At 70.4% G+C, this 26,073-nt stretch carries 20 protein-coding genes and 1 pseudogene; 11 read left to right on the top strand and 10 right to left on the bottom strand.

Annotated features, from left to right (window positions below; genetic code table 11):
- Nucleotides 1–3 precede the first annotated feature (3 nt).
- The 5 genes from IT780_RS08350 to IT780_RS08330 all read left to right on the top strand — a co-directional run bounded on the left by IT780_RS08350 (nt 4) and on the right by IT780_RS08330 (nt 5,904).
- A complete protein-coding gene (locus tag IT780_RS08350) occupies nt 4–1,809 on the top strand; it encodes a DUF4402 domain-containing protein (RefSeq protein ID WP_199510877.1) in 1,806 nt (601 codons plus the stop codon).
- On the top strand, nt 1,806–2,936 hold the full coding sequence (locus tag IT780_RS08345) for a caspase family protein (protein WP_199510876.1): 1,131 nt from the start codon (nt 1,806–1,808) through the stop codon (nt 2,934–2,936). The genes IT780_RS08350 and IT780_RS08345 overlap by 4 nt, the downstream gene beginning before the upstream one ends.
- Entirely contained in the window at nt 2,933–4,165 is a 1,233-nt protein-coding gene (locus IT780_RS08340) for a hypothetical protein (protein ID WP_199510875.1), read from the top strand. The genes IT780_RS08345 and IT780_RS08340 overlap by 4 nt, the downstream gene beginning before the upstream one ends.
- Before the next feature lie 152 nt (nt 4,166–4,317).
- Nucleotides 4,318–5,085, top strand: coding sequence for an alpha/beta fold hydrolase (locus IT780_RS08335; RefSeq protein WP_199510874.1), 768 nt, complete (start codon nt 4,318–4,320; stop codon nt 5,083–5,085).
- A 111-nt stretch (nt 5,086–5,196) separates the two neighbouring features.
- Nucleotides 5,197–5,904 carry a hypothetical protein gene (locus tag IT780_RS08330; protein ID WP_199510873.1) on the top strand — a complete coding sequence of 236 codons (708 nt, stop codon included), beginning with the start codon at nt 5,197–5,199 and terminating at the stop codon, nt 5,902–5,904.
- 285 nt (nt 5,905–6,189) lie between these two features.
- Here IT780_RS08330 and ligA read toward each other — a convergent pair whose 3' ends face one another.
- From ligA to IT780_RS08305, 5 genes are all read right to left on the bottom strand, one after another.
- On the bottom strand, nt 6,190–8,169 hold the full coding sequence (gene ligA, locus IT780_RS08325) for an NAD-dependent DNA ligase LigA (protein WP_199510872.1): 1,980 nt from the start codon (nt 8,167–8,169) through the stop codon (nt 6,190–6,192).
- A gap of 128 nt (nt 8,170–8,297) precedes the next feature.
- Nucleotides 8,298–9,773: a glycosyltransferase family 39 protein gene (locus tag IT780_RS08320; RefSeq protein ID WP_199510871.1), complete on the bottom strand. Its 1,476-nt coding sequence runs from the start codon at nt 9,771–9,773 to the stop codon at nt 8,298–8,300.
- 660 nt (nt 9,774–10,433) lie between these two features.
- The gene (locus IT780_RS43425) at nt 10,434–10,673 is read right to left on the bottom strand and encodes a CGNR zinc finger domain-containing protein (RefSeq protein WP_372443637.1); all 240 of its coding nucleotides are present in this window, start codon (nt 10,671–10,673) and stop codon (nt 10,434–10,436) included.
- Between the two features lie 257 nt (nt 10,674–10,930).
- Nucleotides 10,931–12,628, bottom strand: a complete 1,698-nt coding sequence (locus tag IT780_RS08310; RefSeq protein ID WP_199510869.1) for a ThuA domain-containing protein — start codon at nt 12,626–12,628, stop codon at nt 10,931–10,933.
- 14 nt (nt 12,629–12,642) lie between these two features.
- On the bottom strand, nt 12,643–15,474 hold the full coding sequence (locus IT780_RS08305; protein ID WP_199510868.1) for a PQQ-dependent sugar dehydrogenase: 2,832 nt from the start codon (nt 15,472–15,474) through the stop codon (nt 12,643–12,645).
- A 245-nt stretch (nt 15,475–15,719) separates the two neighbouring features.
- Between IT780_RS08305 and IT780_RS08300 the strand changes: the two genes are divergently transcribed.
- The gene (locus IT780_RS08300; RefSeq protein ID WP_233412497.1) at nt 15,720–17,165 is read left to right on the top strand and encodes a ricin-type beta-trefoil lectin domain protein; all 1,446 of its coding nucleotides are present in this window, start codon (nt 15,720–15,722) and stop codon (nt 17,163–17,165) included.
- On the opposite strand, the gene IT780_RS08295 is transcribed toward IT780_RS08300, so the two are convergent.
- The 5 genes and pseudogenes from IT780_RS08295 to IT780_RS42595 all read right to left on the bottom strand — a co-directional run bounded on the left by IT780_RS08295 (nt 17,148) and on the right by IT780_RS42595 (nt 22,449).
- Nucleotides 17,148–17,408 (bottom strand): hypothetical protein, encoded by a 261-nt coding sequence (locus IT780_RS08295; RefSeq protein WP_199510867.1) that lies wholly within the window; start codon nt 17,406–17,408, stop codon nt 17,148–17,150. The two genes, IT780_RS08300 and IT780_RS08295, sit on opposite strands and share 18 nt — an antisense overlap.
- A gap of 158 nt (nt 17,409–17,566) precedes the next feature.
- Nucleotides 17,567–18,472 (bottom strand): hypothetical protein, encoded by a 906-nt coding sequence (locus IT780_RS08290; RefSeq protein WP_233412496.1) that lies wholly within the window; start codon nt 18,470–18,472, stop codon nt 17,567–17,569.
- A gap of 1,510 nt (nt 18,473–19,982) precedes the next feature.
- Nucleotides 19,983–20,360, bottom strand: coding sequence for a hypothetical protein (locus tag IT780_RS08285; RefSeq protein ID WP_199510865.1), 378 nt, complete (start codon nt 20,358–20,360; stop codon nt 19,983–19,985).
- 316 nt (nt 20,361–20,676) lie between these two features.
- Nucleotides 20,677–21,743 (bottom strand): annotated as a pseudogene (locus tag IT780_RS08280) (fatty acid desaturase family protein).
- A gap of 136 nt (nt 21,744–21,879) precedes the next feature.
- The gene (locus IT780_RS42595) at nt 21,880–22,449 is read right to left on the bottom strand and encodes a DUF5994 family protein (RefSeq protein ID WP_267909968.1); all 570 of its coding nucleotides are present in this window, start codon (nt 22,447–22,449) and stop codon (nt 21,880–21,882) included.
- Between the two features lie 117 nt (nt 22,450–22,566).
- Between IT780_RS42595 and IT780_RS08270 the strand changes: the two genes are divergently transcribed.
- From IT780_RS08270 to IT780_RS08250, 5 genes are all read left to right on the top strand, one after another.
- On the top strand, nt 22,567–23,019 hold the full coding sequence (locus tag IT780_RS08270) for a DUF5994 family protein (protein WP_199510863.1): 453 nt from the start codon (nt 22,567–22,569) through the stop codon (nt 23,017–23,019).
- Nucleotides 23,020–23,337: 318 nt separating this feature from the next.
- Nucleotides 23,338–24,348: a diacylglycerol/lipid kinase family protein gene (locus IT780_RS08265; RefSeq protein WP_199510862.1), complete on the top strand. Its 1,011-nt coding sequence runs from the start codon at nt 23,338–23,340 to the stop codon at nt 24,346–24,348.
- A 33-nt stretch (nt 24,349–24,381) separates the two neighbouring features.
- Nucleotides 24,382–24,786, top strand: a complete 405-nt coding sequence (locus tag IT780_RS08260) for a PRC-barrel domain-containing protein (RefSeq protein WP_199510861.1) — start codon at nt 24,382–24,384, stop codon at nt 24,784–24,786.
- Between the two features lie 162 nt (nt 24,787–24,948).
- On the top strand, nt 24,949–25,173 hold the full coding sequence (locus tag IT780_RS08255; RefSeq protein ID WP_199510860.1) for a hypothetical protein: 225 nt from the start codon (nt 24,949–24,951) through the stop codon (nt 25,171–25,173).
- Between the two features lie 407 nt (nt 25,174–25,580).
- Nucleotides 25,581–25,763 carry a hypothetical protein gene (locus IT780_RS08250; protein ID WP_199510859.1) on the top strand — a complete coding sequence of 61 codons (183 nt, stop codon included), beginning with the start codon at nt 25,581–25,583 and terminating at the stop codon, nt 25,761–25,763.
- Nucleotides 25,764–26,073: the final 310 nt, after the last annotated feature.

Genomic DNA, 26,073 nt, shown 5'->3' with positions numbered 1-26,073 from the left:
CCGGTGAAGCGCACGATCGCCCTGGTGGCGGCGGTGGTCCTGGTCGGGGTGGCGGCTCCGGGCGGCGCGTACGCGGCCGCAGAGATCGCCTTCGACGGTGGCGCCCAGGTGACGGTGGCACCCGGTGGGAGCGCCTCGGTCGCGCTCACCAACGACACCGCGACCGCCCGCGAGGTGACACTCGGCGTGGTGGACTCCGACGGCCGGCCCACCACGAACGTCCAGGTTCCCCGGTCGGTCACGCTGCCGGCGGGCGGTGTCGCGACCGTACGCCTCACAGCCGCGCGCACGGACGGCGAGTTCACCGGCTACGTCCTGGCAACCACCGGCGCGACCGGCCCGGTGGCCCGGCAGAAGTTCGTCATCCGGCAGGCCCTCGCTCTCGAACCCCTGGTCGACAAGTGGCGAGCTACCTCCTACCGCATGTCCGGGAGCACCCGCGACGACGTGCTGCCTCTGAAGCCGGGCCAGAAGTGCCCCGGTGAGCCGGCGTCGACGGTGGTCGGCGGGCTGGTCCGTGACGGCGGAGGCGGGACCACCGTCACCGCGCAGTGCACCGCGGCCGGCGTCCGGTTGTCCTTCTCCGACCTGTCGGCGATCGGCGACTACACCGGCACCCTGGACCTGGCTCCCGACGACGACAAGAAGGGCGCGGTCACCCTCACCGTCCGGCGGACCGACACCTGGTGGCCCCCGCTGCTCGCTCTGATCGCCGGCGTCCTGCTCGCCCTGCTGGCCACGCGCCAGTCCGGGCGCCTGAACACCCTTGCCAAGGCCGAGGAGGAGCTGCTGCTCGTCGAGGCGACAGCTGCCAGGGCCGTCGAGCGGTTCAAGGCCCGGGCAGGAACCGCTGCCTGGTCCGCGTACGCTCTCGATCCGGCATGGGCCACGAAGGCGCGCGAGGTGACCGACTCGCTGAAGGGCCTCCGGCGCCGCTTCGGCGCCCTCGACGAGAAGGACGCGACGTATCAGGCCGTGGTGACGGACATCGCGACGATGCGCCGCGTGGCCGAGGCGTGGCCGGCTTTCGCCGATCGCCTGGCCGACCTGGAGCCGGCCCTGGCCGCGGTGACGACGCTGGCATCGGGCAACGCGCCACCGCGCAGCGGGCAGTCCGAACCCGCCTTCCTGGCTCCGGCGCGCGCGCTGCTCACCGGAGAGCCCTTGGCGTTCGACGCGATCCTCGATCGGGTGGCGGAGGTCGAGGCGACGGCGGCGCTCGCCCGGCGCTGGCCCGAGGACGCCGCCACCGTCCGGCAACTCGAGGAGCGCGCCGACGTCATCGAGGCGGCCATCCACGACGCCGGCCCCGACGCCCGGCCCGACCTGGGAAAGCTGAGCGAGGCCCGTCAGCTGACCAGCCAGGCCCGCCACACGATGTGGGAGGCCCGCACGCCAAAGGACTACCAGGTGGCGGCAGGCCTCAAGGCCGCCGACGCCCTGCTCGACGGCCTGAGCTTCTACCTGCACGACGACGGTGACCTGGTGCCGGCGGGCTTCGGCATCGGCCGCGTCTTCCGCCGCCGGACGGCTCCCGCTTCGGACCTGAGCCACACCCTGGACGCCCCGCTGCGCAAGCTGCGCCGCGTGTCCACCGTCCGCTGGGTCGGCAACCTGCTCGTCTTTCTGGTGACCCTGGCGGTCACGGTCGTCTCCGGGCTCGCCGTCTGGTACGAGGACAAGCCGTTCGGCACCTTCTCCCAGTACGCGACCCTGGTGCTGTGGGGCTTCACCGCCCAGGCCGCCCTGACCGCTCTGGCCGCCGCCCTCGATCCGCTGCTCGAACGTCGCCGGGAGCTGCCGGGATGACGGACGACGCCGTCTGGCTCCGCAGGCCCTCCGGTGGCGGCGCGACCCATGCCCTCGTCATCGGGGTGTCCGACTACCCGTACCGGCCGTTCGGCCTCGGTGATCTTCCCGGCGCCGCGACCTCGGCGCGCCTGTTCGCGGAGTGGCTGAGCGAGGAGTACCGGTCCCCCGATGCTCCCCTGGGCTCCGTCCGGCTGCTGGTGGCGCCCTCCGCCCGGGAGAAGCTCGATGCGGCGGGAACGCCGCGGCCCACGCGCGACAACGTCATGGAAGCCCTCGATGCGTGGCACGCGGACTGCTTCACCTCGGCGGCGAACGTCGCGATCCTGTACGTCTGCGGACACGGCCTGCTCGAAAGCACCGACGGTGGCGTCGTGTTCATGTCCGATGCCGGCCGTCTACGCACCCAGCGGCTCGATGCGGCGCTCGACATCGCCGGTGTCCGCGCGGGGATGGCCGGTCCCGGCAGCCCGGACCGTCAGTGGTACTTCGCAGACGCCTGCCGGGAACGGTCGGCGGAACTCGACGACTTCGCCGAGGTGCTGCGCGGGGGCATCAGCCTGCCGGCCCGCCGCGGCCCGCACGCCTCGCACCGGCCGATCTTCTTCGCCGCGCCGCCGAGCCGCAGCGCCTACCAGTCCGGCCAGGGCAGCATCTTCCTGCGGGCGCTGCTGCAGAGCCTGCGCCTGAACGCCCTGGAGCCACCGGCCGGACCGGACAGCCGATGGGCCGTCACGACGAACTCGCTGCTGACGGCGCTCACGACCGAGGTGGAACGGCTCGCGAAGAAGCACGGCGTCCGGCAGCGAGTGACGATCGGCGGCACCTTCCTGCCCCGCGAGATCCTCGTCCACAGCGACGAGCCACCCCAGGTGCCCGTGAGCCTCGTCGTCACACCCGCGGAGGCCGAGACCGTCGGGTCGGGCGGCGCGGAGATCTTCGACGGCAGGACGAACGTGCGGGTCCTGCCCCGGAGCGGGCTGCCCATCCACCGGGTGCCGGTGCCAGGCGGGCTCTGGACGCTCGACGTGACCTTCGATCCACCGCACCCGTCGTACCGCGACCTGCGCTCGGTGGCGTTGCAGATCCGCCCGCCCATGTGCGAGGAACCGGTGGACCTGTCATGACCGACGCACCGGACGCGACCCTCCTGGTGCGTGGCACCGCACTGCCCCTGCCGGTGGACGTCCGCGACGACCGCCTCCGGTACGTCATGACCGCGACCGTGGGCCGGCCGGCGCGGCTGCGACCGGGCCTGTACGCGCTCGAAGTGCCACTTCCGGGCCGCCAACCGTTCCGCACCGTCGTGACCGCGACCTCCGAGGGCACCACCGAGATCGATCTGCCTGAGCCTGCACCGGTGACCGGCCCCGCGAAGCGACCGTTCCGGCGACGCACCTGGACGCTGGAGGTCATCTCACCCGGCCCTGGCACCCTGCACGTTCACCCAACGGGCGACGACGACCTGCTGCTCGACGTCCGGGGCCGTCCCAGCTTCCTCATCGTGACGCACCACCGATGGGGCCGCCCCACCGAGTCGGTCGCCGTCGCTCTGCCGCACGGAAGCGAATGGGCGGTCCTGAGCCGCGACGGGCGGCGGGTGCTCCCCGGCCGACCCGGACGCGACGACCCGGCCCGGGCCGCCACCCAGCTGATCGAGCAGGGCCGGCTGGAGGAAGCCGGCCACCTGCTCGCCGCGCTGGACGCCGGCGACGACACATCGCTCGTCCTGAGAGGATTCCTGGCCCTGCATCAGCAGCGCCCCTTCCGGGCCCTGGGCATCGACGACCTCACCGTGATGCTCCACCTGCCGGGGGCCGATCCCTCGAGCCCGTTCGCGGCCTGGGACAGCGACGGCCTCGCCCTCGCTGCGGCCCTGTACCTGCGGCAGGACGAGCCGGCCCGCGCCGCGGCCGCGTTCACCGCCTCGGTGCTGAAAGGGCCACCATGCCTGTCGTGGGCGGCGGCAGCCCTCTTCGAGGTCATGCGGGACAACACCGAGCGCCCGGAGGTGGAACCGCGCCGCCTGGCAGCGCTGACCCGTCTCGTACGCCACGCGGACCTGAGCCGCCTGCACCTCACGATCCCGGGCCTGCCCCGGGACACTCTGCTCCGGCTCCTGGCCGACGCGTGGGGGCTGACCGGCCCGCGCCCGGTGCCGCTGCCGGGTCGGCAGAACCTCCTGGCCCGCTGGCTGATCGCCGAGGTACGACCGATGGCCGGTCCGGCCGTCCTGCGCCGAACCATGGCCCGGACGCGACGGACGGAGATTCTTGTCAGTCTGGCGGCGGAGCTCGCCGCCGGGGCCGTGCGGGCGCTGAGCGAGCTGCTCAGACGCCTCTTCGACCGCCGGTGAGGACGCCGGTCAGGAGCCGGCGGCGAGGATGCGGGCGACCGCCGTGCTCAGCACCCGTGAACGCATTCGACCGCCGCCTGGTGGAGCGGACACGCGCCGTCGTCTGCTGCACCGGCCTGCATACCCAGCGACGGATCGGCGACGATGGAGGGATGCGTCGCATCACCGTGGGCACCCTCTCCTGCCTCGTCTCCGGCGACGGGCCGCCGCTCGTGTTCCTGCACGGCCTGGCCGGCAGCGCCGGGGAGGCCCCCTTCGGCCTGCCCGGCCACCGCGTCATCGCACCCGACCAGCGCGGGCACGGGCGCAGCGAACGCCGGCCGGGGGACCTGTCGCGGGCGGCGTACGTGCGGGACGTGGTGACCGTGATCGAGACGCTGGCCGGCGGCGGGCCGGTGGCCCTGGCCGGGCAGTCGATGGGCGCGCACACCGCGATGCTCACCGCGGCGTGGCATCCCGGCCTGGTCAGCCGCCTCATCATGCTGGAGGGCGGGGTCGGCGGAAGCGAGGACGACTACCCCACCCGGCTGGGCACCTGGTTCGCGTCGTGGCCGGTCCCGTTCCCCACCCGTACGGCCGCGGCCGAATTCCTGGGCGGAACGCCGTTCGCCCGGGCACTGGCCGACGACCTGGCGGAGGGGCCGGACGGCTACCGGCCCCGCTTCGACGCCGACATCATGGAAGGCGCGATCCGCCCGGTCGCCGAGCACGCACGCTGGGACGAATGGGCGCAGATCAAGACCCCGACCCTGCTCGTACGGGCAGAGCACAGCCGCCTGCCCGACGCGGAGGTGCAGCGGATGGTGTCCCTGCGCCCGGACATCGAGGTCGCCACGATCCCACTGTCCACACACGACGCGCACCTCGACCGGCCCGGCGAGTGGCTCACGCTCATCACGGAATTCCTCGCGCGCGCGTGAGCCAGCGAGCTTTCATCACCGGGCCCGACTGCGGGCAGCAGGCGGAATCCGGCCTGGATCGTTATCGACCGGGGCAGCGGTCCACGTCCCTCACTTCCTAGGGTGGCGTCCATGATCACTCGCCTTCTGGTACTGGTCGTAGCCACCGCTGGTCTCACCGCCTGCACGGACGAGCCCGCACCCCGGCCGGCGCCGGACGCCAAGGCGGTCCTCGCCGCATCCACGGCCGGGCTCGCCACGGGGACCTACCGCTACCGGGTCGCCGTACCCGCGGTGTCGATCTCCGGGATCACCGACGTGGCGCGCCGCCGGGCGATGTGGACGACGACGTTCCACGGCGCCGACCCGAAGGTGATCGAGATCCGGCTGATCGACACCGACGAGTACACCCGTACCGGCGCCGCCCGGTGGCAGCACTTCGATCAGACCCGCACCCCCAAGATGGCGGAGCGGCAGGGGCTCACCTTCACCCACCCTGATCGCACCAGCGCGAACCAGATCGTGGAAGCCGTCACCGAGGCGACACAGGAAGGCCAGACAATCCGCGGCACGATCGAGGGCACCAGCGTACGCATCGCCGGCCTGACGCTGGACTCCATCGAGTCGAGGCTCGTCAAGCCCCTGCCGTTCGTCGCCGCCCTCGACGACCACGGCCGCCTCACCCACCTGGAAGTGCAGCTCCCACCCACCCCCGCGCCGAAGTCCGAGCCGGCCGCGCAGTGGACGCTGGACATCACCGGTTACGACGTCGCGGCCGAGGTCCGGCGGCCCGTGGGCAGCAAGGAGATGCCAGACAGCTTCTACTCCGGACTGGGCTGAGGGCCCACCGCAGCACGCGACCGCCGAGGACGTCCGGCGCCGAGGGATGCCGGCGTTGCCCCGCCGGGGCAGCGCCGGGCCAGCCGAGCGGCTGCTGTTCGCCGTCGCCGCCCTGGCCGCCGAGATGGAACGCGAGCTGATCCGCGAGCGCACCCTGGACGGGCTACGCGCCGTGGCGGCCGGCCCTCGGCCATCTCCCCCGGCCGGCTCGACTTCGTCCGGGCCCGGCGGCAAGTCGGTGACGGCAATCGCCGCGCATCGCGGCCGCGAAGAAGCCGAGGGCCGTCAGCCGGCGAGCATGTCGGCGAACGCGGCAGGGTCGATGATCGGGATGCCGAGCTGCGCGGCCTTCTTCGCTTTGGCCGTTGTCGTCTCGGCGGTGACCAGGGCCGTGGTGTTCGTCGAGACGCTGCCGCTGGCCCGGCCGCCGAGCTGCTCGATGCGTTCGCTGACGGTGGTGCGGGTGTAGCCGGGGACGCTACCGCTGACCACGTACGTCTTGCCGTCCAAGGGCTTGTCGCCCTCGGTGTCGGGGACGCTCATCGTGACCCCGGCCGCGGCGAGCCGGTCGATGACATCGGTCATGGCGGCGAGGCCGTCGACGACGTGCTGCGCCTTGATCAGGCCCATCTTGTCGATTTCGGCGATCTGTTCGACGGTGGCCGCACGCAGCGCGTCCATGGTTTTGAAGCGGGCGGCGAGCCATCGTCCGACGCTGCGGCCGGTCATCCGGACGCCCAGGCCGGTGATGACCCGGTTGAACGGCTGCGACTTGCTGCGCTCGAGCGATGCTACGACTTTGGCCGCGTTGAGCTTGCCGAGCAGGACGACACCGCCGGTCTTGGTGGTGCCCACGGGCAGCTCGGCCAGCTGCGCCTCGGTGAGGGTGTACAGGTCGGCGACGTCAGTGGCGAGACCGGCGTTGACCAAAGCGACGCACAGCGCCTCACCGGCGCCTTCGACGTCCATGGCCTCGCGGCTGCACCAATATTCGAGGGCGTTGGTGGCGGCACATGACGCGGTGTGGCAGCGCCACAGCAGGCTGGACTTGTCCCACGGCTCGCCGCACTGCGGGCAGGTTTCGGGCGGCGTCCACGGAGTGAGCCCGTGCGGCTGTTCACCGATGGGTGCGGTGACGCGCGGGATGACGTCACCGGCGCGCCACACGGCGACGGTCTGGCCGATGGCCAGCCCCTGGTCCTCGACGAACTTCGGGTTGTGCAGCGTCGCGTAGGTGATCGTGGTGCCGTCGACGAAGACCGGGTCGAGCACGGCGCGCAGCGCGATGCGTCCGGTACGCCCGACGCGCACCTCGATGTCGCGCAGCACGGTCGAGCCCGTGTCCGCCGGGTATTTGAACGCGGCCGCCCAGTACGGTGTGCGGCTGCCCGAACCGAGCCGCCGGCGCGTCGCCTCCAGGTCGGCGGTGAGGACCGCGCCGTCGATCGGGAAATCCAGGTCGCGGCGCAGCTCACCGATGCGCGTGATGGCGGCAAGCGCCGCGTCCGCGTCGGCTGCGACCTGGACCTCGCCGGTGGCCAGCCGCCCGGCCACCGGGAAGCCGAGCCCGGCCGCGCAGGCCATCCGCTCGCGGTGGGAGGCGAACTCGCCCGACAGGTCGTACGCGGCGAAGGTCATCGGCGTCTCGTACGTCCGGTCGGCGCTGCGGATGGACCCGGCGACCGCGCCGCGGGAGTTGATGAACGCCTTGCCGCCGGCTGCGACCCGGTTGGCGCCGGCGGTCTCGAAGTCCTCGACGGTCATGTAGATCTCGCCGCGTACTTCACCGGTCCACGCGGCGGCCAACCGGGCGGGTAGACCGGTGACGCCGCGCAGCACCTGGGCGGTGACGTTCTCCCCCGTGCTGCCGTCGCCGCGCAGCGCCGCCAAGGCGAGCCGGCCCGCGTCGTACTCGACGCGGATCGCGAGCCCGTCGAGTTTGACCTCGACGAGGCAGGGATCGCCGCCGAGACCCGCGACGAACGCGCGGACCTCGTCTTCGCCGGTGACTTTGCTCAGCGACATCATCGGCACCGGATGCCGCACATCCCCGCCACCGGACACCCCCGCCGCGACCCGCGTGGTGACGCCGTGGTCGTCCCACTCGGGATGGGCCGCCTTCGCCGCGGCGATGCGGTCGAGCAACGCGTCGTAGTCCGCGTCGGTCATCAGCACCTCGCCGGTGTCGTAATACGACCTCGCGGCGGCCTGCACCTCGCCGACAGCGGCAAGGAATTCAGCGTGAGTGAAGGCGGTCCCCGTCATGCCGACAACCTACGGCCCGGGTACGACAAAACGGCGGAGCTCGGATGACCATAGTCGCTGGGTGGGCGGCTTGCTCGTCGCGTACCGGGAAGAGTCGTTGATCTGGATTTCTCGCCCCGGCATTGCGGTCAGTCGTCGTGGGTGAGGTGTGGCCACAGGGCGGGCCAGTCACCGGCCGGGCCGGTGCAGAGGCTCAGGTCGAGGTGGTTGAAGTCGTTGTCGACGCGGTAGGGCGTGATGAACGTGCCCAGCGTCCGGCATCGGCCGAAGTAGGGCCGGAGCCGGTCGCTCGCGTCCACGGCGAGCACGCGGGCGTCGGAGGCCCCGCCCGGTCCCCACATGCCGTAGGCGTTGTGGCCGGACAGCACCGGCGGCAGGCCGGGCCCGCCCAGCACGTCGAGGGTGGACGCCTCGGCGTAGTTGCCGGTGAAGATCGACGTCGGCGGTGTGCCAGCGGCGGTCAACGCGGAGGTCTCGGCCGCGACCCGGCTCGCCAGCTGCGGCCAGCCGATCATGTTGCGCAGGTCGGCGCCGGTCGTGCGGGCGTGCACGTCGCGCACCGGCCAGACCGGCAGCACGGTGGGCAACGCCGCCAAGGTCGCGACGAGGACGGCGCCGACGACCAGAGTCCGCCGTACGAGGGGCCGCCGGCCCCAGGCGAACCAGCGCTCGGTCGCGACTGAGCCGGCCGCGAGCACCGCCGGCAGCAGACCCGAGGTGTAGTACGGCTTTCCCGGAACCCAGGCCAGCACGTACACCGCTGTCAGCATGACCGTGACCGCGAGGTAGCGCAGCTCGGGGGTGCGCCACAGCCGCACCACGCCGGCGATCAGCACCGGGGCGGTGAACAGGCCGCCGTAGAGGATCTGCGCCGGCAGACCGCCGACGTAGTCGCCCGCGGACGTGTTCTCCCGATGCAGGGACGCGGACATGGCGAACGCGGGCCAACCGTGCGTCGCCTGCCACACGACGTTCGGCGCCCAGATGACCGCGGCGATCCCGGCGGCCAGCCACGGCCAGCGGGTGCGGAGGACGTCGAAGCGCCGGGTGAGCAGCAGGCCGGCGGCGAGCGCCAGCAGCAACAGCGTGAGCAGATTGTTGGTCTGCAGGCCGAGGCCGGCCGCGACGCCGGCACCGAGCCACCACCGTGGCCGGTCCCGCGCGATCGCGGTACTCACGCACAGCACGACCAGCGTCCAGGCGAGAAGCGACGGGGGCGTGGTGTTGGCGATGTGGACGGCGCCGATGAGCACCGGCGCGCACGCCATGCAGAGCGCCGCCAGGACCCGGCCGATGCGGCCCGCGCCGAAGATCACGGCCTGCCGGGCGGCCAGCACGACGATCGCGCCGCCCTCCAGGGCCGGCAGCGCCCGCACCGCCGTCGGGTGCAACCCGCCGAGCGCGGTGGCCAGCCAGGCCAGAAGCGGGGCGATCGGCGGCTGATCGACGTAGCCGAATGCGAGGTGGCGGCCGGCCTGGATGAAGTAGAGCTCGTCCTGCTGGAATCCGTAGCCGGCGCTGAACGCCAACTCGACGGCCACGAACGCGGCGGCGATGACCCAGACCAGCGCCGGAAGCCGGTCGTCGCGGGCGGGCTCGGCCATCCACCCTCACCTCTCAGCTCAGACGCGCGACCACGCATCGGTTGCGTCCATGCATCCAACCTATTCACGGCCGAGAAGTGCCGCCAGCACCGGAGGCACGTCGTCCACCTCGACCTGGCGAACCGGCCAGCCATGATTGCCGATTCCGAAGTACCAGCCGAGTGACTGCCGGTGTACGCCGACGGCTGCCACCCCCTATTGACGGCGGCGCTTCCGACCCAAAGGAGTGCTGCTGCCCTCAAACGCCGGCTGTCCGACGTCATCCGCCGACGGATGGTCGCCGAGGCAAAGCGGCTCAGGACGGGCCCGGGAGGACACGTGGGGGCGACTCTGCAATCCAGCGCGGCCGACCTGAACCCCATGATCGACACTTCGGAGAAGTCACTTCCCGGACCCGCCGAACCCCAGCCTAGTTGACACAGAGGGGTGCCAGATCCGGATGGCCCTTCGATCGCCCGATGCGGGCCGTCGACCCGATGCCTCGGTGGCCCGCCGCTGTCGAGGCCGTGTTGACCCGTGGTCGCGCAGAAATGTAAGGCTCTGCGACGCTTGCACGATCAGGCCAGGGAGGTCGATGCCCTCGGGCGAACGCTCGTTATCGGCAGCAGATCCGTGCATCTGATCGCGGTGGCCGGCGTTCCACCTCCGCGCGACCACTGCTTACCGTGTCGTGCGCGCGCGTCGTACCGCGACGTAGCGGCGGCTCTTCTCTGCGGTTCCGCAGTCGTCCATGCTGCACCAACGACGGCTGCGGTTCTTGCTCTCGTCGCTGAACAGGAAGCGGCAACCTCCGCATCGCTTGATCCGGTCCAGCGCGCCCGTGGTGAGAAGCTGAACCGCGGCATGGACCACTGGCCGTAGGGGCCCCGGGCGAGCGTGTGGTCGTCCCGCCAGGACCATGCGAATGTGCTTTCGCGCGTGAGCTGCGCGTGGGCAAGGGCGTCCGCTTCGTCGTCGCGTAGCCGGGTCAGCGCGGGCAGGTCCGGGTCTCCGCCGGTGGCCAGTGGGCGGAACAGCGAACGCCTCATCCCGCCGTGGCGCAACAAGGACGGCGCGGTCACCCCCGAGCGAACGGGCCGCCGCTCATCCCGGTCCGCGCGCCCATCCCATAGGTGAGGACATTGACAAAGCGGGCAGTTTCCTTCGGGTCAGGTCGGTCATGGCAGGGCCCATCGCTGGTTGGTGCCGCCGTGGCAGCTCCAGATGATCAGTTGGGTTCCGTCCGCCGTGCTCGCGCCGTTGGCGTCCAGGCACTTGCCCGACTGCGGGTTCACCAGGGAGCCGTTGGCTCCCGCGGTCCAGCTCTGGCCGCCGGAGCCGGTGCAGGACGACAGCTGGACCAGGGCACCGTTCGCAGTGCCGCCGCCGGCGACGCCCATGCACTTGCCGAGCGAGCGCAGGGTGTTCCCGGCCACCGTCCACTGCTGGTTGGTGCCGCCCGTGCAGCGCCACAGCTGGATCTTCGTGCCGTCGGCCGAGCTCGCGCCGCTGACGTCGACGCACTTGCCCGCGGCGCTGGTGATCGGGCCGGTCCGGGGCGCCGTGCCGCCCAGCTCCTTGATCCGGATGTTGCGGAACGACACGTCGTCCCCGGTGCCGTGGTTCTGGATGCCGATGTGACCGGAGGTCAGCGACCGCGCCGGGTCCGTGTTGGTGAAGTCGTTGACCTTGACGCCGTTGAGGAAGACCTGCAGCCGCTCCCCCTCGACGAGCAGCTCGAAGGTGTTCCACTCGCCCGGCGGGTTCAGCGCCGCGTCGCGGGCGGCGAGGTCGGCCGCCTTGACCCCGTACACCGCGCCGGTGGTCCGGTCCGCCGTGTCGGTGGCATCGATCGGCACCTCGTACCCGCTCGTCTGGGCCGAGTCCTGGTCGCTGCCGGCCGGGAATCCGATCAGCACACCGGAGGTGTCGTCGCCCGGCATCATCCAGTCGAGCTTCAACGAGTACGAGCGGAACTCCGCGGCGCTGTACCACAGCATGCCGAGCCCGCCGGACGACGTCAGCGTGGCGTCGTTGTCGGCGAACGAGCCCGGCCCGGCCTGGGACCAGCCGGTGGTGGAGCCGTTGTAGAGAGTGGTGTAGCCGGTCTCCGGCCGGCAGTCGGCCTTGGCGCGGTTGGCCGCGTACCGGATGCCACCGAGGATCAGCGCCCGGAAGCCGGCCTCGGTGTAGCTGGCCTGGGTGTGGCCGGCGCCGGTGTAGAACGAGCGCCCACCCTGATAGGTCTTGCACCAGGTGTGCGGGTGGTCGCCGCCCATCGTGCCGCCGGAATAGCTCGACTCGTCCAGCGTCGACAGCACCCGGGCCGAGGATCGGGGGTTGGTGCGGAAGTTGTACCACTCGTCGGTGCGGGTCGCCGCCGGGGTGAGCCCGGCGGTGGCCGCGTGCGCCCGGTTCTCCGTACGCACGGTCGCCTGCTGGATCGCCGGATGCGAGGCGAAGTAGGCGCCGACCAGCTCGCCGTAGAACGGCCAGTCGTACTCGGTGTCCGACGCCGAGTGCACACCCACGTAGCCGCCGCCGGAGCGGATGTAGTTCTCGAAGGCGGTCTGCTGAGCGGCGTTGAGCACGTCGCCGGTGGTGTTGAGGAAGACGACCGCCTCGAACTGGGACAGGTCGGCGGCGGTGAACCGGTTGGAGTCCTCGGTCGCGGTCACCGTGAAGTTGTTGGCCGCGCCGAGGTCACGGATCAACTGGATCCCCGCCGGGATCGCGTCGTGCCGGAAGCCGGCGGTCTTGGAGAACACCAGCACGTCGTACGGCGCGTCCGCGGCGCTCGCCGGTGTGCCCGTGCCCGCGAGGGTCAGCAGCGTTGCTGCCGCCGCGCCGAGGAGGGTGCGGGTGAGGGGTTTCATGGCCGGGATTCCTCTCATGGCAGGGTCCAGCGTTGGTTGGTGCCGCCGTGGCAGGTCCAGATGATCAGCTGGGTGCCGTTGGCCGAGCTGCCGCCGTTGGCGTCCAGGCACTTGCCCGACTGGCCGTTGACCAGCGATCCGTTGGCGCCGGCCGTCCAGTTCTGCGTGCCGGAACCGGTGCAGGTCGACAGCTGCACCGCGCTGCCGTCGGCCGTCGCGCCGCCGGCCACGCCCATGCACTTGCCCAGCGACTGCCAGGTGCTGCCGGTACGGGTCCACTGCTGGTTGGCTCCGGCGTTGCAGGTCCAGAGCTGGATCTTGGTGCCGTCGGCGGTGGCGCCGCCGTTGACGTCGACGCACGATCCGCTCGCACCGACGATCCGCCCGGTGGGGCCGCCGCTCGGCGGTGCGGCGCCGAATGTGAAGGCGTCGACATCGAACAGCGTTCCCGAGCCACCCTGGAAGGTCAGGTACAGGGTGGTGGTGCCGGTCGGGGCGTTGGTCAGCGTCGTGGAGACATCGGTGAAGGTCTCATAACTTCCGGTGACCGGCACGGTGACGGAGCCGAGCACGGTGCCGGTGGCCGATCCGGCCCGGACCGAGATCGTGCCGCCGGCGCCGCCGGAGGACACCCGGGCGGTGAACCGGCTCTCGCCCGCGAGCGAGTACCGCTGGAACGCGATCCAGTCGCCGTTCTGGATGTCGCCGACGGTCTGCCCGCCCTCGGCCGTCGTCTTGCTGTAGAGCGCGGTGCCGGATTGGGTGCTGCGGTGCTCGGCCTGCCGGTGCCGCAGCTGCAGGATCTGCTGTTTGTGCGTGGTCAGCGCGGGCTGGCCGTCGGCGCCGCCGTCGGTGTACTCGGCGTCGAACACCGCGTACAGGTTGGCCGCCGTGTCGTGCTCACCGTCCACCGGGATCTGCAGCGTCCCCGAGCATCCGGTGCTCGAGCTGATGGCGTGGGCATGGTCGTCGTGGCCGAGGAGGTAGGTCAGCTTGACCCGGCTGCAGTCGATGGTGCCGTCCTCGGGATCCGACACCGAGATCGTGTACGGCACGGCGTCCCCGAAGGTGAAGAGCGCTCCGTCGGCCGGGGTGGTCAGGGTGACGGTGGGTGCGGTGTTGCCGACCGTGATGGTCACCGAGGCGGAGGCGGTGAGGCCGGCCGGATCGGTCACGGTGAGCGTCACCGTGCGCTCGCCGTTGCTGGAGTACGTGTGGCTGGGGTTGGCCGCGGTCGAGGTGCTGCCGTCCCCGAAGTTCCAGGCGTACGTCAACGCGCCGCCCTCCGGATCCGACGAGCCGCTGGAGCTGAAGCCGACGGTCAGGGGCGCGGCCCCGGAGGTGGGGCTGGCGGAGGCGCGGGCGATCGGGGCCTGGTTGTTGCCGGCCTGGTTGTACTCGATGCGGTACAGCGCGGAACTGGCGTCGCCGCTCCCCCAGCCGGTGCCGTAGTCCAGGACGTACAGGGCGCCGTCGGGGCCGAAGGCGCTGTCCATGATCTGCGTGCCGCGCCAGGGGAAGTCGCTGATCTGCCCGGCCGACCCGTCGGCGTTGACGTCGATGCTCTTGATCCAGCGCCGGCCGAACTCCATCGCGAAGTAGTGGCCGTCGAGGGCGGCCGGGAACTTGGCCCCGGACGGGTTGGCCGCGTCGTAGCGGTACACCGCACCGCCCATCGGCGACTCCGAACCGCAGCCGAACGCGGGCAGCGAGCAGTCGTCGTACTTGATCCACGCCGCGCGCGCAGGCGGCAGGTTGGTCAGCCCCGTGTTGCGCGGCGAGTCGTTGACCGGAGCGGCGCAGTTGAACCGGTTCCTCGACGGTCCGGACGGGAACACGTAGTCCACGTACGTCTCCGAGGTCGTGTTGGAGCCGGTGCAGTAGGGCCAGCCGTAGTTGCCCGCGGACGTGATCCGGTTGAACTCGACCTGGCCCGCCGGTCCGCGCGTCGAGGTGGTCGTGCCGGCGTCGGGCCCGTAGTCGGCCACGTACAGCGCGCCGGTCGGCTTGTCGACGCTGAGCCGGAACGGGTTCCGCAAGCCCATCGCGTAAATCTCGGGCCGGGTCCGCGCGGTGCCCGGCGGGAAGAGATTGCCCGCGGGAATCGAGTACGACCCGTCCGCGTTCACCTTGATCCGCAGGACCTTGCCACGGAGGTCGTTCGTGTTGCCCGCGCTGCGCTGCGCGTCGTAGACCGGGTTGCGGTCGCTGCGCTCGTCGATGGGCGTGTAGCCACCCGAGTCGAACGGGTTCGAGTCGTCGCCGGTGGACAGGTAGAGGTTGCCGGCGGCGTCGAAATCGATGTCGCCGCCGACATGGCAGCACATCCCGCGGTTCGTGGCGACCTCGAGGACGGTCACCTGGCTGCCGGTGTTGAGGGTGTAGTCGGCGTTGAGGGTGAACCTGGACAGCCGGTTCACGCCGTTCCACGCCGAGAAGTCCGTACCGTTCGCCGGTGCGTCGCCGCCGGGTGTGGACAGCGGCGGCGCGTAGTACAGGTAGATGAACCGGTTGGTGGTGAAGCCGGGATCCACCCCCACGCCCTGCAGTCCCTCCTCGTCGTGCGTGTAGACCGGCAGCGTGCCGATCACGGAGGTGACGCCGGAGGCGGTGGTCCGCCGGAGGACGCCGTTGCGGGCCGTGTGCAGCACCGAGCGGTCCGGCAGGACCGCCATCGACATCGGCTCCCCCAGTTCGCCGACGCCCCGGGCCAGCTCGACCTGCTGGAAGTCGGCCGCGTTGACCGGGTGGGCGGTGGCGGGGGAACCGGGACCGAGGATGGTCGCCACCGTGCCGGCGGCCGTGAGCACGGCGGTCGCTGCCGCCGCCATCGCGCGTCTTCTCATGGAATGGTCACCTTGTCGTCGGCCACGGGATCGGACCCCCTAGCGCCTCGGGCCGCGGACGGGCCACACCGGTGATCTTGTGAACGGTCACAATTTCGGGTCCGAACGATCGCTCAGCGATTCGTATGACGTCATACGCTAGGTAGTTCATCGAGGGTAGTCAATACTTGACGCAGCGTTCACCCTGCAGAAACAATCCTTCGATCCATCTCGATGTCCGGTCCCACCACCCGACAGGGAGCGTCATGATCCGACGAGAGATCGCATCCCGCATGGCCTTCAAGGCCCTGACCGGCGCCGTGGTAGCGCTCGTCGCGATCCCGCTCGCCCTCGTGCTCACCGCGTCCGGCGCGTCGGCCGCGACGAACCAGTTCCGGGGTGTGAACTGGGCCCGCGCCGGTGACAACTTCACCGGAGAACCGCTGGTGCTGTACGGGCTCAGCAGCGGCGACAGCTACACCACCGTCCGCGCCAAGGCGGATGCCGTCCTCGCCGGCTTCGAACGCAATCTCGGCGCGAACACCGTCCGGCTGCCGATCAACACCGCGTCCGTCGGCACCGCCTGGTGGAACTCCTACACCGGCGTCATGGATTCGGCGAGCGCCCGCGGGATGAAGGTCATCCTGTCGTTCTGGGAGGACGGACGGGCGGCCGCCGGTGGCCGGATCACCGACACCGCCGCCTTCAACACGATGTGGAACACCGTCGTGGCCAGGTACGGCGCCGACCCGCTGGTCTCCTTCGAGCCGATGAACGAGCCGGGCGGCTACAGCGCGGCCGAGTGGAAGAACGTGGCCGCCGCGTGGCTCGCCGCCCGGCCGTCCGTGCCCCGCAACCGCGTGTTCATCAGCGGTTCCGGCCTGAACCAGGACATCAGGACGATGTGTTCGGACAGCCGCTTCGACGGGACGTACCTGTCCCTGCACCACTACACGTTCTTCAGCGGCGCGAAGACGTACGACGGCTGGGTGAACTTCCTGCGCGACGCCATCGGCGGCTGCGCCGACCGGACCGTCATCGACGAGTTCGGCGCTCCCATGGACACCGGCCTCAACTACGACGACGCGGGCAGCACCGACAACTTCGTCCGCTACTTCCGCGCCACCACCCAGGTGCTCCGCGACCTCAGCATGGGGTCCGTCTATTGGCCCGGCATCGGCGGCAAGCTCACCGCCGGGCAGAACGACGACTGGTACGCCATGCAGAAGCTCCAGGGCAGCGGCACCAACCTGATCCTGACCACCCCCAACGTCACGGGCGCCGGACGGCTCCGGTACGCCTGGGGCCTCACCGGCACCGAACCGGCGCCCGGCAACCGGCTGCGCAACGGCGGCTCCGGACGCTGTCTCGACGTTCCCGGCGCCACCACCGTCAACAACACCCAGGTCGCCATCTACGACTGCAACGGCGGCACCAACCAGCAGTGGAGCGCCACCTCCGCGCGGGAACTGCGGGTCTACGGCACCAAGTGCCTCGACGCCCGCGGCCGGGGCACCACCAACGGCACACCGGTCGTCATCTACGACTGCAACGGCGGCACCAACCAGCAGTGGACCGTCACCGGCGCAACCGTCGTCGGCGTCGCCTCCGGACGCTGCCTCGACATCGCGCAGAACGGCACCGAGAACGGGGCCCGCGTGCAGCTGTGGGACTGTACGGGCGGATCCAACCAGTCATGGTCGAGCTCGTGACACCCTCGCCGGATCACCGCAGGCAGCCCGGTCCGTCGAGGGCCGGGCGGTCTGCGACGGCACGAGCAGGCGCCAGACGGAGGCGGCGATCGCGCTCGTCTCCGTCTTGGCCGTGAGGGACTCGGCGCGCGCTGCTCCGTCGTAGCCGGTCGCGTCCAGTACGGCGAAGCGGGGCCAGTCGAAGTGGTCCGCGCCCCGGTAACCGCGGTCGGTGCCACTGACCTGGACGTGCTTGAAGATCACCGCGCGCATGACACACGGACGCGCCGGAGACCCCCGTGGTGCGAGGGCCTCCGGCGAGGCGGTTCCGTTTGGTGGATCAGGATCCGCGGAGGATCAGGTTGTCGTTGTCAGCGGCGCCGCTCTGCGAGCCGCTCATTTCGCTGGCGCGTCTTGCGGCTTTATCCGGCCGGCGTTTCGTTCAAACCCAAACCACGCAGGACGTTGTCGCGGTTCGCGTTTCCGCGCAGCGCGGTCAAAGAATTCAAGCGGCCCAGCAACGTCGTGGAAGATGCGGGGCATTTCAAGTCTTGAATCGCCGACAAGGTCTTTTCGAAACGTTGGATGCGGCTCTCAAGGTCCGTTCCACTCGGAAGATTCCCATTCTTGAGCGCTACCTGCGCGTTCACTTGGGCTTGAGTGGGCGGGCAGCGACCGGGAACTTTCACCCCGGTAGGGCCGACGCGGTCGGCCGTCGCGTTCGGATCGCCCGGGCTGAAACCCAGCGCCGGCACCAAAGCGTTGATGTCACCGGAGCCGGGTCCGGCGTTCCCCGTCGCTCCACCCGCGGCCGCGTCACCGGATCCTGGGGCGGCGGCTTTATCCGCTGGCGTTTCGTTCAACCCCAGACCACGCAGGGCGTTATCGCGGTTCGCGTCTCCGCGCAGCGCGGTCAAGGACTTCAAGCGGCCCAGCAACGTCGTGGAAGATGCGGGACATTTCAAGTCCTGAATCGCCGACAAGGTCTTTTCGAAACGTTGGATGCGGCTCTCAAGGTCCGTTCCACTCGGAAGATTCCCATTCTTGAGCGCTACCTGCGCGTTCACTTGGGCTTGAGTGGGCGGGCAGCGACCGGGAACTTTCACCCCGGTAGGGCCCACGCGATCGGCCGTCGCGTTCGGATCGCCCGGGCTGAAACCCAGCGCCGGCACCAAAGCGTTGATGTCACGGGAGCCGACTCCGGCGTTGCCCTGTTCGGCGGCCTGGCTCATCCCCGTGCCGACCGCGAGCGCCGAGCCGAGCAGCGCTGCGACGGCACCTCCAATCACCAGCTTGCGCGTCCGGCTGCTGACTCCGCGTCGATACATGCACGGCTCCTCTTCGTCTCGGTACTGCTTGTGCCGAGATATACGAGCAATGAGGTGGCAGCAGTTCATGACGCTGAGCAAGCGTTCCTTAAAGTTTCTTTAGCGTGACTCCCGGGGCGTGCAGCCGCCGGCATCGTCGCGCCACGTCCGCGCGGCCCAGCTACGCCGCAGCGCCGAACCCCCACAACAGGGCGGCGATCTGCACGACCCCTGGGACGGCCTGTTCATCACCACCAAGAACGGCCGGATTGGTAGTGCAGTGCCAACGCTTCTTCTCCGGCCCCTCTCAAGAGCCCTCCACCAGCACCGATGCCAGGGTCAAGGGTGGTCGCAGGCCATCGCGAAGCGACGCGGGGCGTCCTTGACGCCTGGCACGGGTGCTGGACCATTGAGGCGAGAGGGAAGGCCGACCGAGTTGTCGCTCGCGCCTTCCGGGGTCCGCAGGACTGCCGCCGGCCGAAGTCGAGCTCCAGGAGCGAGGATGGAATGCCATGGTGCGGCCCGCGCGCCGGCCGATGCCAGCCGGAGGCCGCCAGCAGGCCGGGCGCGAGCGGGCACGGTCGCGCCGCGTCAGCGGCGCCTTGACACACAGAATGACCAAGTCGGCAGTAACACTTGCTTGCTGCGGATTTCTGGACCAGCAGTCAAAGTGCGCTACGACCGGCGCCACTTGACTCTTGTGGTCCCCACGAACGCGAAGAAGGCTGGACCAAGATCTAGACCAGCCTTCTGAACTGCGAAAACCTTCGGTCGTGCTGACAGGATTTGAACCTGCGAGCCCTTGACCCCCAGCACTTAGAGAGCCCAGCGCCGCGCTAACAACCGTTTACCAGGTCGTTTGAAAGTATACTCGGCCGAGTAAAGGGGTCCAACGCTGTCAGAACGAGCCGTTCAGTCACTGCGAAGCGAACAAATCCTCGAGCATCGCCTTTGATCTGGAAGGGACTTCTTCGCGGGGACAAACGGCTACAAGCTTCCAGTACCGCCTCGACGGTGGATATCCGGTCGACTTCGCCGCCACGGCCACCTGCGCAGGACCATGCCGCTTGTCAATGCCAATCAGTTCGCCACCTGCAAGTACCCAGCGCGGTCAACAGGGGAACCGGGCTGCCGTCGGCGCGGGCGAGCACCGCGGACGGTCTTGCCGTCGACGGCGATGACCTGCCGACACCGTGGTCGGCGGGCCGGGCCGCGGGTCGGGCCCGAGAGCGTAGCCAGCCGGCCAGGATGCGGCGAGCAGGTCGGCGTCCGAGCGGATCAGCAGCCGCCCCATCGTGGTCATGGCCAACACGCCGCGGACGAAGCGTCGCCGGACCGGCAGCGTACGGGCAGCCTCCGGCCACCGGCGTGTTGCAGCCGCTGACGGAATCGTCGGCACCGCCGGGTACGGCCAGGGCAGCGCGACGGTACCGAGGGCCGAACCGGGCCCGGTCGGTTCGCGCTGGCGTTCACGGATCGGATACCGGTTATGGCAACCACTTCCCCGTCGTGGTGTGTCCTCCCGGCGCGGTCATGCCCCCGGCAGGTCGCCGAGCGGCCGTCGGAGCAGGGCTGCGATCTCCAGTTCGCTGTAACTGGGCCTCGGGTCCGTCAAGGGCGGGTCCACGTCCGGCTGCGTCCATCGCAGTGCCTCGTCGACGCGCCGCCGGACGATCCCGGTGATCCAGGTCGTGGCGTCGACCTCCGGCGCGCGATGGCAACCGGCCAGCCACCACACCTCGACGTAGCTGGCCGCGAGGATCTGGCCGTGTCGGGCGTCGGGCAGAGTCGCCAGCTCGGCTCGGGACCTCGGCAAGGTCCGGTCGAACAGCGCGACGAACGCGGCCTCATGCCCCCGCGAGATCAGCTCGATCAGAGTGGAATCGCTGGCCTGGGCGAGACTGTCCATCCCGGGATCCGCTCCGGCGCGCACCGTTGGTTGGCGGTGACGACGATTTCCGATCATTGACGCTCCAGAGCTGCGGCCATCAGATGCCGCCAGGGGCTGGAGCGACCGGCTCAGGGGCTGGGAGCCGTGGCGCCAACGCTACGGCGTCGTGACGGGCGAAGCCACCCGGTCGTCCGTTCGTGGGCCGGTGCGTCGGCGTGGACGACGAAACGGCGATCCTGCGGGCCGACCGGGTCCCCCCTCTGACGGCGGCCCGCAGGATCGACCAACTTTCGAGACAAGCTGTGAATGCTCGTTCGCGGACCGGACGCGGACGTCAGCGGAACGTCGGTGTGACGGTGCCGCCCCGGGCGCGCCGGTCGCGGCTCGCAGCCCGCAGCGGGGCTCCGACGGCGTGGAGATGACGCAGCGCCTGCCGATATGACTCGATCAGGCTGGTTCCTCGTACGAGACCCCAGCCCGTTCGCAATACGCCCGCACGAGGGGCTGCGCCTTGGGCAGGTTCGGGGTGGGCATCGCCGGGAACAGGTGGTGCTCGATCTGATAGTTCAATCCGCCGAGGGCCACGTCGGTCAGCCGGCCGCCCTTGACATTGCGCGCGGTCAGCACCTGCTTGCGCAGGTAGTCCTCGGTGCCGTCCGGGTGTGGCATGCCCTTGTGGTTGGGGGCGAAGGTCATCCCCAGATAGACCCCGAACACGGCGTGGTGCACGAGGAAGAACACCAATGCTTGCAGGGGCGACAGCACCAGCAGCAGCGCGGCCGTATAGGCGATCAGGTGCAGTGCCATCAGGCCCGCTTCCAGTCCTCGGCGTTTCATGCCCGGCCGCCGCAGCGCTTTGACGCTGGAGATGCGCAGATCGATACCGAGGAGCATCAGCAAGGGGAAGAACAGCCCGGCCTGGTGGCGGTTGACGAAGCCCTTCATCCCTCGGCGCCCCCACGCCGACTCGGTGGTCCAGATCAGCAGCTCGGGTTGCACGTCCGGGTCGAGATCGTCATGGTTCGGATTGTTGTGGTGGCGGGTGTGCTTCTCCGTCCACCAGCCGTAACTCATGCCGACGGCGACGTTGGCCACGATCCGGCCTGCGATCTCACTGGGCCGTTTCGTGCGGAACACCTGGCGGTGGGCCACGTCGTGCGCCAGCAGGGCCGCCTGCGCGAAGATCAGCCCCAGCAGCGCGGCCACCCCGATGTTCCACCAGGACGAGCCGAGCAGGGAGAAGAGGAAACAGGTGCCGGCGAACAGAGCGAACACGACAGACGCTCGTACGGCGTAGTAGGCCGGCCGGCGTTCGAGCAGCCCGGCCTCGGCGATCTGCCGGTTCAGCGTGGAGAAGTCACTACCGGTGGTCTTCGGCCCTTGTCTCACTGATGCGCTCATCGCGCGACTCCTAAATACCTGCTGGCCGGCGCGTGGAGGGACCGGCGAGCATCAAGCTGACGAGGAGGCCGCGGAGTCTGGACGGCCGACACATCTCCGTCCGAGACGGTGAGTGCAGTACGCGAAGGATACCCGCTCAGCAGGGCGGCAAACAGGCCGTCCGGGAGTGGAGGCGCCGAGCGGTGACGGGCTCCGACGGCGCGACACGCACGGTGAAGGTGCCACCGTCGAGGCAGCGAACGGTGATCATCGACCGCGGCTGACCGGCCAGATAGCCGAGGCTGACGGTACGGTCGGCCAGCAGCACCTGATGCGGCCGGGTCGTCCAGCCCGCGGCGCCGAGCAGCAGACGTGCCACCGTGCCGCAGACCTGGTCGAGCGCGGGCAGCAGAACACGCAACTGCGCGTCGAGGTTGTCGCAACGAGGCCACCAGCCGTCATCGAGCAACAGGTCGTTGTCGTCGGCCGGCTGGAGCCCAGCTCGCGGGTGGGGAGCGGGAACCGGATCGGTTCGCTGTTCCGGAGGTGTCACTGTTGTTCCCCTCGTCGGGGACCGCCGTGGGCGCGGGTCCGACCCGCTGAACAGTCGAGGACGAGGCTCACGGAGGCCGTGAGGCACACGGTCATCGGCCGCGCGCGCCGGCCGAAGCCGATACCGATACCGATACCGATGACAGTGCCACCGGACAGCGTCCACAGTATGCATCGCCGCGGGAGGCGGAAGCGTACTGTGAAGGAATACCGGCTTCTCGACGTCTCTTCCGACGAGCGCACCGTGCCCGCCCTTCGATGGCGCGGACGTCGCCAACAGGAGGGGACTCCGATGACCAGAGCCACGAAGACCCGCACGCCACGAACACCGGACGACGCCGTACGCCTGCGGATGGACCCGGTTTCCTCCCGGGCCACTGCTCTCGACGGAGCCTGGTGGCCCCGGACGACCGACGCGGTGGTGGAACTCCCTGCTCTGGTGACGGCTCTGGCGAGCCTGCGCGGTGAGATCACACATGTGCTGTTGAGCTCCGCCGAGTGGGACGAGCCGCACCCCCGGCGGATCACCGTGGGCGGCCGGGGGGTGCGGCTCGGCTGGTTCACCTCTCAGCCGGCCGGGCTGATCACCGTCATGACCGACTTCGGGCGTGACCGTTTCGACCTGCTGGTGGTGCCGCCGGACGCGAGCCCTGCGGGAGCCGAAACCGTGCTGGCCGCCGCGGCCGACGGGGCTGACAACCGCCGTACGCCCGAACTGCTGGCCGCGGTCGGACCCATCGGCTGACCGCCGCTCGTCCACGCTCCCCCGGACCCGGGAGCCCGGACCCGGGCACGGTTGCCGTGCACCGTTTGAGCCCCGCCCGCGCGGGTAGTCACTGTCCGACAGCGACGAGTCACCATCGTTGATGTGGCCGGTCACCGGCCCCCTGCGTTCGCCAGCCGCCTGCCGTCGGGCACCGATGTTCTGATCACGGACTGGCCCAGGCCGGAGCCCGCGCCGCCGACAGCTTCCGGTCGCACCGGCCGGCGCCGCCACCACTATCCAGGGGACGCGGCGCTCGCTGTCTTCCGCCAGTTCCACCGACCGCGAGGACATCCAGCCATGCGTACACCGACCACCTCCCGGCCGCCACCACCCAGCGCTCTGCGGACAGCCGTCGTCGTCAACCCGACCAAAGTGGCCGACCGCGACGACCTGCGCCGCACCATCACCGGCGCCCTGAGCGCCGCCGGGTGGCCCGAACCGATGTGGCTGGAGACCACGGCCGACGACCCCGGCGCCGGACAGTCCGGTCAGGCCGTGCGAGACGGCGTCCAGCTCGTCTTCGCCTGCGGCGGCGACGGCACCGTGATGGCCTGCGTAACGGCCCTCGCCGGGACCGACGTCGCCCTCGCCGTCCTGCCCGCCGGCACCGGCAACCTGCTGGCCGCCAATCTGGGCCTCACCGGCGACGTGGCGGCCGCCGTCGAGGTCGTGCTGCAGGGCGGGCGTCGCCGCATCGACGTCGGCGTCGTCGGCGAGCAGAGCTTCGCCGTGATGGCCGGCATGGGCTTCGACGCCCACATGCTCGACGCGACCAACAGCACGGCGAAGAAGCACCTCGGCTGGCTCGCCTACGCTGCCGGAGCGGCCAAGCACCTGCGCGACCGTCCCATGCGGATCCGCATCACCCTCGACGACCGGCCCTCGTTCACCCGCCGCCCCCGCACCGTGATCGTCGGCAACGTCGGCCGCCTGCAGGGTGGCATGCGACTGCTCAACGACGCCCAGCCCGACGACGGACTGCTCGACGTCGCCGTCCTGAGCCCTCGGACCCTGCGACACTGGGTGTCGCTCGGCTGGGGCCTGCTGCGCCGCCGGGGAACCGTCGCCCGGATGGAGACCTTCACCGCCACCCGCGTGCAGATCCGCAGCAACCGGGTCCAGCCCCGCCAGCTCGACGGCGACCTCATCGCCCCAGCCCGGGAACTGCTGGTCACCGTACGGCCGAAGGCGCTCCTGCTCTGCGTGCCGCAGCCTGACACCGACCCTGACCTGGCCCACGACGCCGATGCGGCCCGACGCGAAGCGGGCGATATCCGAGAAGCCCTCGCGGCGCAGAAGTCGCCGTGACAGCACCAGCACCATCCTCGGAGAGGACACCACGTGATCACTCAGGCTGACCTGCAATATCTGAACGGGGCCGACGTCTACGCCGGCGACGGCGCAAAGATCGGCTCCGCCGGCCGGGTGTATCTCGACGACCGGACCGGCGCACCGGAGTGGATCAGCGTCCGGACCGGCCCTACCGGCGCCACGGAATCCTTCGTGCCGCTGGAGGGAGCGACCCTGGCCGACGACGGGCTCGAGGTTCCGTTCGATCAGGCCCGGATCACGGACGCTCCGCGGATCGACGCCGGCGGCGACCTCAACCCGGCCGACGAGGAGAAACTCTCCGCCTATTACGGCCTCGGCTCCGGCCCGGCCCGACTTCGCGAGTACGCAGTCACCGAGCAGCAGCCGGCTGCTTTCCCACACGTACCGGTCAACCCAGGCGCACCAGTTGAATGACCGTCACACCACGATCCGCACTCTGCACGGCCTCGGCGCCGCAGTCGGCATGGGCGGTTCGCTCATGGGCGCGGTCGGCCTCAACACCCGGACGGAGACACCGCATTCGGCGGAGGACGGCGGCGATGGTCGCCGGCGGCGCGACACGGGTAGCTTCACAACATGGCGACTACAGTGCTCCGCGTACGGCTCGTCGGCGGCGACCGCATGGACATAACGTGCAACGAACCCGGCATCTCCGACGAGGAGGAGCTGGTGGAACACGTTATCTCGACCCTGGCCCAGGATTCCGGAGCATTGCGTACCAAGCACGGCGATCGCCTCGTCGTCCTGTACAGCCGAGGCGTCGCTGCGATTGAGGTCGCGCCGCGCGGCGCTGTGACCTGAGAGCCGAAATCCGCAGCGGTGCTGCAGGCGTGAGCAGTCACCCGACCCGTCGGTTCGGTGGCGACGAACAAGGACGCCGAGCATCGACGATCTTCTCGTTCGTCATCGTCGCCCATGCCTCGGCATCTTCGTCCGTGCGCACCCGGCGGCGTATAGCCACGGTGAACGCCCGAGACGGTCCCTGCCCCGGCGCGTCGCCGAGCCGGCGCGCGCACTTCGACCGCGGCGGCCGATGACGCTCCGGACGGCGTTTCGGCGCCGTCGGCCCCGGTATCGGTGGTCACCGCCGGCGGTCGTCGAAAGTCACCGACCGCGGCCCGGCCCCGGCGACAGGCGTAGCATGAGAACTGTCGCTCCAGACTCCGGCGGCCTCACTTCACGCCGCAGGTAGATCCAGGAAGCAGACAATGACCATAGCCAAGGTAGACGTCCTCGCCATTCTTCGTGAGCGTGGTCAGCACCACCGGGCCGACTTCGTCGACCGGGAGCTACCCGATCGTATCGACCCCGCCCGGCACGGCGGCCTGTTGGCCACCCTCCGTCTCGATCCGGCCCAGTTGGCCGAGTTGGCCGGATCCGGACCCGCATGAGGGTCGGCCCGCTAGGGCCGGTCGCATGGCGGACCCCGCCGCGGGCGTACGGGCCCTGGGAACAGGTGACCGGCCGGCTCGCGGATGGCCTGGTGGCCGCGGGGTGTCGACGTGACGCTCTTCGCAACCTTGGGTTCGGTCACCGCGGCCCGGCTGGACGGCGTGTGCCCGCGAGGGTACGGGGACGATCCGTCAACGGGCGGCCGGACAGCCGAGGCGATGCACGCCTTGGCGCAGTCGCGCGAGTTCGACTTCGTGCACAGTCACCTCGGCTGGCTCCTCCTTGCCTTTGCGCAGCACTGCCCGAGCT

Origin of the sequence: Nucisporomicrobium flavum (assembly GCF_016464385.1) — a bacterium.
In the GTDB taxonomy this organism is placed as follows: domain Bacteria; phylum Actinomycetota; class Actinomycetes; order Mycobacteriales; family Micromonosporaceae; genus Actinoplanes; species Actinoplanes flavus_A.
The sequence above is the reverse complement of the archived record's forward strand: the minus strand, read 5'-3'. Positions and strand labels throughout refer to the sequence as shown.

Coding starts and splice junctions, on each gene's coding strand:
- IT780_RS08255 (WP_199510860.1), top strand. CDS start 24,949: ATGGCGACTACAGTGCTCCGCGTACGGCTCGTCGGCGGCGACCGCATG.
- IT780_RS08310 (WP_199510869.1), bottom strand. CDS start 12,628: ATGAAACCCCTCACCCGCACCCTCCTCGGCGCGGCGGCAGCAACGCTG.
- IT780_RS08320 (WP_199510871.1), bottom strand. CDS start 9,773: ATGGCCGAGCCCGCCCGCGACGACCGGCTTCCGGCGCTGGTCTGGGTC.
- IT780_RS08265 (WP_199510862.1), top strand. CDS start 23,338: ATGCGTACACCGACCACCTCCCGGCCGCCACCACCCAGCGCTCTGCGG.
- IT780_RS08300 (WP_233412497.1), top strand. CDS start 15,720: ATGATCCGACGAGAGATCGCATCCCGCATGGCCTTCAAGGCCCTGACC.
- IT780_RS08270 (WP_199510863.1), top strand. CDS start 22,567: ATGACCAGAGCCACGAAGACCCGCACGCCACGAACACCGGACGACGCC.
- IT780_RS08330 (WP_199510873.1), top strand. CDS start 5,197: ATGATCACTCGCCTTCTGGTACTGGTCGTAGCCACCGCTGGTCTCACC.
- IT780_RS08250 (WP_199510859.1), top strand. CDS start 25,581: ATGACCATAGCCAAGGTAGACGTCCTCGCCATTCTTCGTGAGCGTGGT.
- IT780_RS08340 (WP_199510875.1), top strand. CDS start 2,933: ATGACCGACGCACCGGACGCGACCCTCCTGGTGCGTGGCACCGCACTG.
- IT780_RS08290 (WP_233412496.1), bottom strand. CDS start 18,472: ATGTATCGACGCGGAGTCAGCAGCCGGACGCGCAAGCTGGTGATTGGA.
- IT780_RS43425 (WP_372443637.1), bottom strand. CDS start 10,673: ATGGTCCTGGCGGGACGACCACACGCTCGCCCGGGGCCCCTACGGCCA.
- IT780_RS42595 (WP_267909968.1), bottom strand. CDS start 22,449: ATGCATACTGTGGACGCTGTCCGGTGGCACTGTCATCGGTATCGGTAT.
- ligA (WP_199510872.1), bottom strand. CDS start 8,169: ATGACGGGGACCGCCTTCACTCACGCTGAATTCCTTGCCGCTGTCGGC.
- IT780_RS08305 (WP_199510868.1), bottom strand. CDS start 15,474: ATGAGAAGACGCGCGATGGCGGCGGCAGCGACCGCCGTGCTCACGGCC.
- IT780_RS08335 (WP_199510874.1), top strand. CDS start 4,318: ATGCGTCGCATCACCGTGGGCACCCTCTCCTGCCTCGTCTCCGGCGAC.
- IT780_RS08345 (WP_199510876.1), top strand. CDS start 1,806: ATGACGGACGACGCCGTCTGGCTCCGCAGGCCCTCCGGTGGCGGCGCG.
- IT780_RS08285 (WP_199510865.1), bottom strand. CDS start 20,360: ATGGACAGTCTCGCCCAGGCCAGCGATTCCACTCTGATCGAGCTGATC.